The organism is uncultured Rhodococcus sp. (assembly GCF_963525155.1).
Classification (GTDB): domain Bacteria; phylum Actinomycetota; class Actinomycetes; order Mycobacteriales; family Mycobacteriaceae; genus Rhodococcus_F; species Rhodococcus_F qingshengii.
In genome coordinates, this window is the sequence record NZ_CAURKP010000218.1 from 1 (window position 1) to 7,774 (window position 7,774).

Genomic DNA, 7,774 nt, shown 5'->3' on the forward strand with positions numbered 1-7,774 from the left:
ATGTTCCGTTCGAGCGGTTGGTGGAGGTGCTCAATCCGGCGCGGTCGCAGGCTCGTAATCCGTTGTTCCAGGTGATGCTGTCGTTCCAGAACATGGAGCAGTCGGTGCTTCGACTTGGCGATCTGACAGTTGCGGGAATCGACGCCAACACGGTGGCGGCCAAGTTCGATCTGCAGCTGACCATGGTCGAGCAGTTTGACGAGGCGGGTGCCCCGGCGGGGATGGCGGCGCAGTTCACGTACGCGACGGATCTGTTCGACGAGTCGACGGTGGCAGGCTTTGCCGGCAGGTTCGGGCGCATCCTTGCTGAGATCACTGTTGATCCGTCAGTTCGGTTGGGTGATATCGACGTACTTACCGCTGCTGAGCGCAGCAACCTTCTCAGCTGGTCCGCTGGTGGGCGCACAGCGTTGGCAGGCGCGTCCTTGACTGCGATGTTCGAAGAACAGGTTGGGCGGACGCCTGATTCTCTTGCCGTCGAGTGCGATGGCGAGGCGCTGACCTATGGGCAGCTCGACGCCTACGCAAACGTGGTGGCCGAGCGATTGACGGCGGCCGGCGTCGGTCCGGATGACGTCGTCGCGTTGATCGTGCCGAGGTCGGTCGAGTGGGTCGTAGGTATGTTGGCGGCGTGGAAGGCGGGTGCTGCGTACGGGCCGATCGATCCGTCGTACCCACAGGATCGGATCGAAGCGATAATCGCCGACACCGGCGCCCGATGCGCGGTGAGTACGACGACTCTCGATCTGGCGGTGGACGTGATCGTCCTCGACAACATCATGCGCGATTCGCCGATGGTGGAGAGGCCGACGGATCGATGGCGTGAACTCGGTGCGGGGGACCGCTTGGGGTATGTCATTTCGACATCCGGTTCGACGGGTCGTCCGAAGCCGACGTTGGTGCCGATGGCCGGCATCGAGAACACGGTGGCCTGGTACCGCAGCGAGTTGCCCGAAACTGGTGGTCTATTGATCGCGTCGTCACCGAGTTTCGACTTGACGCAGAAGAACGTCTGGGCAGCGTTGAGCAGCGGTCGGAGCGTAGTGCTTGCCCCAGACGGTTTCGATCCGGATGCGATCGTTGCTCGCGTCGGGCACGGTGACGTTGCAGTGGCGAACATGTCGCCGAGCGCGTTCGAAGCCGTGGTGGATTCCGACGAGGATTCTGCTTTGAGCGTTCTCGATGTTGTGTTCCTTGGAGGCGAGTCGATCCGGCTTAATCGTCTTGGCAGTTTGTTGTCAGGCGGAGTACGCGTGGTGAACAGCTACGGCCCGACGGAAGCGTCGGACGTGGTCTCGTTCCACGCGGTGACTGCGCATGACACCGTCAGCGTTCCGATCGGTGCGCCGGTGCCGAACATCGATCTGTTCGTTCTGGATCGGTCGTTGGGTCTGGTGCCACCGGGCGTGATCGGTGAGTTGTACGTCGGCGGTGTCGGCGTCGGTCGCGGATACGGAAACCGAGCGGCGTTGACTGCGGAACGTTTCGTCGCCAACCCCTTTGTGGTTGTGGGAGAGCATGAATCAGGCGGCGGTAGTAGGTTGTACCGAACCGGCGACCTGGTCAGGTGGAACGGTCGGGGCGAGCTGGAGTACATCGGCCGGTCGGATTTCCAGGTCAAATTGCGGGGGCAACGCATCGAACTCGGCGAGATCGAATCTGCTCTGATCTCGCACGAGGCGGTTGCAGACGCGGTGGTCGTCCTGCACAGCGATGCTACGTTCGGCGACAGCCTGGTCGGGTATGTCGTAGGAACTGCAGTAGATGCGTCGGAAGTTCTGGAGTCGGCCCGGGCCGTGCTTCCGGCGTACATGGTGCCCTCGAAGGTTCTTGTCCTCGACGAGCTTCCTCTCAATGCGTCGGGCAAGTTGGATCGAAAGGCCCTCCCGTCACCGGTGTTCGAGGCAGCGGAGTTTCGGGCGCCGGTCACAGCGGTGCAGGAAATTGTCGCGTCGGTGTTCGGCGATGTGTTGGGTGTGGAGCGCGTCGGTCTGGATGACGATTTCTTTGCGCTGGGTGGTAATTCGTTGATTGCGACTCGGGTGGCGGCTCGGTTGGGGCAGGCGCTCGATGCGCAGGTTCCGGTGCGTGTGCTGTTCGAGAACTCGACAGTGGAAGGTTTGGCGGCAGTAGCGCAAAAAACTGCAGGCTCCGGTGCGAGGATGGAGCTGGAAGCGCGGGAACGTCCAGAACGCCTCCCTCTGTCCTTGGCGCAGCAGCGTATGTGGTTGATCAACCAGATGGATCCCGGTTCTGCGGCATACAACATTCCGTTGGCACTGCGATTGACGGGGAACTTGGATGTCGCGGCTTTGCGTCAGTCTCTTCACGACGTTTTGATTCGACACGAGTCACTCCGGACCAGCTACCCGAGTGACATCGAAGGGCCGGTTCAGAAGATCGTCGCGGTCGACGAACTCCTTTCGCCTCTCGAGACGATTCAGGTAGACGACGAGGCCGCGGCGTTCAATCGCGTCGTGGAGTTGGTGACGACCGGATTCGACGTAGCTCAGGAGGTACCTGTACGCACTGGGTTGCTCGAGTTGGGCCCGGCAGACTTCATATTCGTCTTGGTCGCTCATCACATCGCCGCTGACGGTGAATCGATGGGACCTCTTGCCCGAGACATGATGGTTGCCTACGAGGCTCGCGTGCGCGGCACCGCGCCGTCGTGGACGCCGTTGACTGTTCAGTACGCGGACTTCGCGATCTGGCAGCGCGAAGTACTCGGTAGCGCCGGCGAGGTCGGCTCACAGGCTGCACGGCAACTCGACTTCTGGCGCCGGACGTTGGACGGTGTGTCGTCGACGCCCGGATTGCCTTCCGACCGTCAGCGACCCGCGCAGATGTCTGCACGTGCCGGTGTCTCGGAGTTCTCCGTCAACGCGGAGACGGCGGCGCGGCTCAACGAGATTGCGCGCGAACACAACGCCACATTGTTCATGGTTGTGCACGCTGCGCTTGCAGTTCTCATCGCACGGTTGAGTGGAAGCCGAGATTTCGCGATCGGAACGGTAGTGGCCGGGCGAGGTGAGCAGCAACTGGACGACATAGTCGGAATGTTCGTCAACACGCTTGCACTCAGGACCGCTCCGGATCTCGGAGCGGGATTCGGCGACTTGGTCTCGCTCGTCCGAAACGTCGATCTCGAGGCATTTGCGAACGGAGACATCCCGTTCGAGGAAGTAACCGGCGTCGTGTCGGCGTCAGCGAGCGAGCTCTTCCAGGTTGCACTGTCGGTCGAACCGATGGCAGGAGCCGAGTTCAGTCTGCCGGATTTGAAGATCACGGCTGTCGAGGGTGTGGAGGCGACTGCGAAGTTCGACCTCCAACTCAATCTCAGTTCAGATCCGGTAACGGGAGGGTTGCTCGGCCATTTGGTTTTCGCTGCGGACCTTTTCGACCAAGCAACCGCCGACGCACATGTCGAGCGCTTCGTCCGCGTTCTAGATCGGGTCTCCTCGGATCCTTCACGTCCGATTGGTGACATCGAACTGCTCACCGACTCCGAACGAGCAGAAGTCCTCGGCTCCGTGGACACAACGCCACCCCCGGCAGTTGGCGCTTCGACGGGCAGACTTGTGCCACAGCTATTGGCGAACTCCATAGAGGCTGATCCTGACGCCGTCGCAGTCGTGTGCGATGAAGTGGAAGTGACATACCACGAGGTCGATGCACGATCATCTCGCCTTGCGCGCCACCTCATCAGTCTTGGGATCGGCCCGGGCGACGCAGTTGCGATGACAGGGCTGCGTGGCATCGAACTGGTAGTAACGATCTGGGCGCTGTCCAAAGCAGGCGCGGCAGTACTCGTGGGAGCTACAACAGGCGCAGTGCGTACGCCTGGAAGAGGAACAAACCCGAGTGTGGCCTTGACGCTGACTTCGGGCAGTGCAGATTCTGATATTGCGCTGGATACGATCCTCGACCTGAACGAGTCCGATGTTGTCGAATTGGTGGCGTCGTATTCGAGTCGTTCCGTGAACTACGCGGACCGGGTTCGTCCGCTCAATGTGGACGACGTCGCGGTCGTGGTTACCGGATCAGACTCTGACCAGATCACCCAGGGAGAGCTCGCGGCGAAGTTGGATGCCATGTCGCAAAAGCACGAGGTCGACTACGAATCGCGTTTGATGTACTTCGGTCCCGACGACGATGAAACCTCGGTTCTAACGATTCTGCTGGCAGGGGTAGTGGGTGGCGTCGTCCTTGTGTCCTCGGAAGATTCTCGAAATGCCGATGTGCACGGCCGCCTCGAGGAGGAGTGGGTTTCGCACGCGGTAGGTCAGACAGACGTCTTCACAGATGTCGTCGAAGGAGCTTTGCCTGATCTACGCCTGGCGTGTGATCCCGCGACGTGGACTCTGAGCTGACGCCGCCGTTCTCGAAGTAGATAGACGCCCTTATCCCGAACAGTCCGATGATGTCCACTCCTCGACAGCTGTAACAATGGTTCGGTGTGTCCGATCAACTACTGGGGTCATACCGGGACGTCGAACTCGATTTGCCCAGGTCAAGGGTAGAACCTCGGAAGTGATCGGATTCCCGCGAATACCGATCGAACTGCAGTACCAAAGCGAAGGTGAAATGTCTTGACGCAGCACGAGCTCCTCCATCACGCCGTTCGAGCGCAGGTCGTGGCCGCATGAGCGCCGATGGTGTGACGCCGGATACCTCTGCTACCCGCAAGAGTCGACGGGAGCGGCCCACTCGCACTCGCCGAGCGAGGACACTGTTGCTGCCCCAGTTGCTGGCGGCGGCCGTCGAGTTGGATCCTTCGAGGGAAGCGTTGCGATTCGAGGGGCACTCACTTTCCTACGCCGAATTGGATGCGCGGTCGTCTCGCCTGGCTCGTATGTTGATCGCCGGCGGTGTAGGTCCGGAGGACAGGGTTGCCGTGTCCATCCCGCGGTCAATCGAATCAGTGCTGGCAGTGTGGGCAGTCGCGAAGACCGGTGCAGCTTTTGTGCCCGTGGATCCGAACTATCCGTCTGACCGTGTTGCGTACATGATCGAGGATTCGGGTGTCTCGATCGGCTTGACCGTCGGCGAATTAGGTATTGATTTGCCATCGTCTGTGAGGTGGATCGCGATCGATTCTCTCGAGACGACGCAGGCATCGGAAGCGATGTCCGGCGAACCGGTGGCGTATTCGGACCGTGTTCGCACTCTGCGAACCGAACACCCTGCATACGTTATCTACACCTCAGGGTCGACTGGACGTCCGAAAGGTGTTGTTGTCACGCACGCAGGCCTGGGCAATTTGCTGAGTGAACAGGCTGAGCGACTTGGTGCCACAGCCCAATCGAGGGTTCTGCATTTCGCCACCCCCAGCTTCGATACTTCGCTCTTCGAGCTGTTGCTTACCATTGGTTCCGGCGCGACGATGGTTATCGTTCCGACGACCGTTTACGGTGGTGACGAGCTCGCGGAACTATTGAAAACCGAATGCGTCACGCATGTGGTGGGAACCCCGTCAATGTTGGCCTCTGTCGATCCCTCGGGGTTGGATTCCATCGTCACCGCTGTAGTCGGTGGCGAGGTATGCCCACCTGAGCTTGTTGCACGGTGGGGACGGGACAGGGCCTTCTACAACGGATACGGCCCAACCGAGACGACTATTGTCACCAACATCAGCCCGAAACTGGCACCAGGTGACCGCGTGACAATTGGTGGACCTGTTCGCGGGGCTTCCGCCCTGGTTCTGGACTCACGGCTACAGCCAGTCCCAGTCGGGTCGACAGGTGAGCTGTATCTTGCCGGGCCTCAGGTTGCGCGCGGATATCACAATCTGACGGGTATGACTGCCGACCGTTTCATCGCGAATCCGTTTGGAGCGCAGGGCGAACGAATGTACCGCAGTGGTGACCTCGTACGCTGGGTCATCGCAGATGGGGGTGCACGGGACCTCGAATACGTCGGGCGATCCGACTCCCAAGTGAAGATCCGAGGCTTCCGAGTCGAGCTCGGAGAGATCGACGCAGTTCTTGCATCCCATCGGGCGGTCGACTTCGTTGCAACCCTCGCTCGCAAGCTCGACAATGGGGAGCAGGCTCTGGTGGCATACGTGCTGCCACGAGCGGCAGCTGAGGTAGACATCACGGAACTGCTCGACGTCTGCAGACAAGAATTGCCTAGGCATATGGTGCCTGCCTCTGTCGTTCTCATCAGTGAAATTCCGTTGACACCCGTGGGCAAGTTGGATGCTTCCGCGTTGCCGGAGCCGCATTTCGAGTCTCGTCCATTCCGTGTTCCTTCCACTGAGGATGAAATCCAGATCGCCACGGTGTTTGGTGAACTGCTCGGGCTGGAGCAGGTCGGAGCGGATGACGACTTCTTCGAGCTTGGAGGCAATTCGCTTGTCGCAGCGAAGTTGGCAGCACGGTTGAGTGCTGTCTTCGACGTGCGGGTACAAGTCAAGACGTTGTTCGAGTCTTCGACCGTGTCGTCGCTTGCCTCTGCGCTCGCAGCTTCCACTGGGCGTGCTCGTGTGGCGTTGACGGCTCGGGTGCGTCCGGAGCGGGTGCCGTTGTCGTTGGCGCAGCAGCGGATGTGGTTTTTGTCGCGGTTTGATGCTGTGTCGGGTGTGAACAATATTCCGATTGTGTTGCGTTTGTCTGGTGTGGTGGATGTTGCGGCGTTGGGTGCTGCTGTGTCGGATGTTGTTGCGCGGCATGAGATTTTGCGGACGGTGTATCCGGAGTTCGAGGGGGTCGGGTTCCAGCAGGTTCTTCCGGTGGGTGGGTTCGCTGTGGATATTTCTGCGGTGCCGACCGATGAGGCTGATTTGTTGGGTGTGTTGGCGCCGGTGGTGACTGAGGGGTTTGATGTCACTTCTGAGGTGCCGTTGCGGGTTCGTTTGTTCCAGACGGGTTCGTCGGAGTTTGTGTTGGCGTTGGTGGTTCACCATATTGCTGCTGATGGTGTGTCGATGGGGCCGTTGGTGCGTGATGTGTCGATGGCGTATGTGGCGCGTGCGGGTGGACAGGTTCCGGGGTGGGCGCCGCTCGAGGTGCAGTATGCGGATTACGCGTTGTGGCAGCGTGAGGTGTTGGGGTCCGAGGGTGATCCGTCGTCGTTGATGTCTGAGCAGTTGGGGTATTGGACGTCGGTGTTGGAGGGGTTGCCGGAGCGGATCGAGTTGCCGGCGGATCGTTCGCGGCCGTTGGTTGCGTCCAATCGTGGTGCTAGTTACCAGTTCTCGGTTGATGTGCGGTTGCATCGGGCGCTCGAGCAGTTGGCGCTTGATCGTGGTGTGTCGTTGTTCATGGTGGTGCATGCGGCGTTGGCGGTGGTGTTGGCGCGGTTGAGTGGTAGTGATGACGTTGTGGTGGGCTCGCCGATCGCTGGGCGGGGCGAGCCGGAGCTTGATGATTTGATCGGGATGTTCGTCAATACGTTGGTGTTGCGGACGGAGGTGGATTCTTCGGAGTCGTTCTCGGAGTTGTTGGGTCGGGTTCGTGAGGTCGATCTGGGGGCGTTCGGCAACGAGGATGTTCCGTTCGAGCGGTTGGTGGAGGTGCTTGATCCGGCGCGGTCGCAGGCTCATCATCCGTTGTTCCAGGTTGCGTTGTTCTTCCAGAACATGGCGCAGAGTGTCTTGGAACTGCCGGGACTGTCGATTGCCGGTTTCGACGCGGGTGTGGAGATCGCGAAGTTCGATCTGCAGTTGACGGTGTCACCGTTGGAGGAGGACGGCGTCGGTGTGGGGATGCCGATGTCGTTGACGTATGCGACGGATTTGTTCGACGAGTCGACGGTTGTCTCGTTTGCG

General features: G+C 60.3%; 2 protein-coding genes. Both read left to right on the top strand.

From position 1 onward, the window contains the following. Positions 1-4,373, top strand: a 4,373-nt coding sequence (locus RWT78_RS26150) for an amino acid adenylation domain-containing protein (protein WP_314681921.1), incomplete at its 5' end; no start/stop codon positions are given. A gap of 272 nt (positions 4,374-4,645) precedes the next feature. Next, a partial coding sequence (locus RWT78_RS26155) for an amino acid adenylation domain-containing protein (RefSeq protein WP_314681923.1) occupies positions 4,646-7,774 on the top strand: 3,129 nt, incomplete at its 3' end.